Raw genomic sequence first — 1,589 nt, forward strand, 5'->3', positions numbered from 1 at the left:
GGGAGTCCCGCTGGTGGGTGGGGGGGGGGGGTGGGGGTTTTTGCGGGCGGGCGCGGCCGGCCCCCGCCACTACCGGATATTCCGTTCGCGCCCAGCGTCCTCAACGCTACGGCAGCCATCCCAATCGTCGCTTCATCCGTAGAGTCGAGCTTGCTCGACTGCTGCAGGCCGGGGCCGTCGAGCAAGCTCGACGCTACGACGGCCATCCCAACCCCTTGCGTCAGCAGCAGCGTGCCGTTTCCCCGCGCGCTTACGGCGCGGCCTTGCGCACCACCAACGTCGCGCTCGCTTCGCCACCGCCTTCCAGCTGCAGCCGCAGCGGCAGCGCCTGGCCTTCCTTCAACGCGCCCTTGCCCTGCATCAGCATCAGGTGCAGACCACCGGGCTTGAGCTCGGCGCGCGCGCCCGGTGCCAGCGGCAGACGCTCGATCGCGCGCATGCGGCTGACCCCATCGACGATCGTGGTCTCGTGCAGCGACACATCATTGAAGCTGCTGCTGGTCGCGCCAGTGATCGCCACCGCCTTGCTGCAGCCGTTGTGGATCACGCCGTAGCCGGCGGTCATCGGCATCGCCGGATTCGGTGGCAACCGCGCCCAGCCCTGCTCCACCGTGACGCAGTCCGGTTCCGCCGCCGACGCCGATGCTGCGGCCGCACACAGAACCAACAGTACGCCAACGAATGGTTTGGTTATCATCGCCCAGGTTCCTTCTTCGCAACGAGACCGCAGCATGACGACGCTCATCGAGGTGATCAACCATGGCCCCATCCGCGAACTGCGCCTGGCGCGGCCGCCGGTCAACGCACTGGACACCGAACTGTGCCGGCAGTTGATCCATGCCATCGAGCTGGCCATGGCCGAAGACGCGCACGGCATCGTGCTGTCGGGCAGCGAGCGCATCTTCACCGGCGGTATGGACGTGCCGCACCTGCTCTCGCATGGTGATGACAAGCACAAGTTGCTGGACACCTGGAACGCCTTCTTTGGCGCCGTGCGCACGCTGGCCGAGAGCCGGATCCCGGTGGTCGCGGCGATCACCGGCCACGCACCGGCGGGCGGCTGCGTGCTGGCCCTGTGCTGCGACTACCGGGTGATGGCGCGCAGCGCCGATCCGTCGCGGCCGTATGCCATCGGCCTGAACGAAGTGCAGGTGGGCCTGATCGCGCCGGAGGGCATCCAGCGCCTGCTGCGCCGCGCGGTGGGCGTACACCGCGCCGGCGTCCTGCTGACCACCGGCTCGCTGGTGCCGGCCGAACAGGCGCTGCAGATCGGCCTGGTCGATGAACTGGCCGAAGGCGACCTGGTGGTGGCGCGCGCCATCGCCTGGCTGCAGAACCTGCTCAAGCAGCCGCGCCAGCCGATGCTGCTGACCCGCGCCATTGCCCGTGCCGACCTGCACGGAGCCCTGCACCCGGACCTGATTCAGCTCGACCGCTTCGTCGAGGCCTGGTTCGCCCCGGACGCGCAGAATGCCCTGCAGGCGCTGGTCGCCCGGCTGGGCAAGTAACCGGTAGTGGCCGGGGGGGCGCGGGCCCCCCCCCGGCCCCCGGGCGGGGAGGGGGGGTGCGGCCCGCCGGCGCGCCCGCAC

2 protein-coding genes are annotated in these 1,589 nt (G+C 70.2%); one reads left to right on the top strand and one right to left on the bottom strand.

Going from position 1 to position 1,589, the window contains the following annotated elements; all coding sequences use genetic code 11:
- Positions 1-250: 250 nt before the first annotated feature.
- Positions 251-697, bottom strand: coding sequence for a copper chaperone PCu(A)C (locus ABE423_RS20680; protein WP_125895428.1), 447 nt, complete (start codon positions 695-697; stop codon positions 251-253).
- A 34-nt stretch (positions 698-731) separates the two neighbouring features.
- On the opposite strand from ABE423_RS20680, the gene ABE423_RS20685 reads away from it, so the two are divergent.
- On the top strand, positions 732-1,508 hold the full coding sequence (locus tag ABE423_RS20685; RefSeq protein ID WP_346487357.1) for an enoyl-CoA hydratase/isomerase family protein: 777 nt from the start codon (positions 732-734) through the stop codon (positions 1,506-1,508).
- The last annotated feature ends 81 nt before the right edge of the window (positions 1,509-1,589 follow it).

Source organism: Stenotrophomonas sp. TWI1409 (genome assembly GCF_039673015.1).
GTDB lineage: Bacteria > Pseudomonadota > Gammaproteobacteria > Xanthomonadales > Xanthomonadaceae > Stenotrophomonas > Stenotrophomonas maltophilia_A.

Bases quoted from the DNA above. Each gene is read 5' to 3' on its own strand.
- ABE423_RS20680 (WP_125895428.1), bottom strand. From the start codon at position 697: ATGATAACCAAACCATTCGTTGGCGTACTGTTGGTTCTGTGTGCGGCC.
- ABE423_RS20685 (WP_346487357.1), top strand. From the start codon at position 732: ATGACGACGCTCATCGAGGTGATCAACCATGGCCCCATCCGCGAACTG.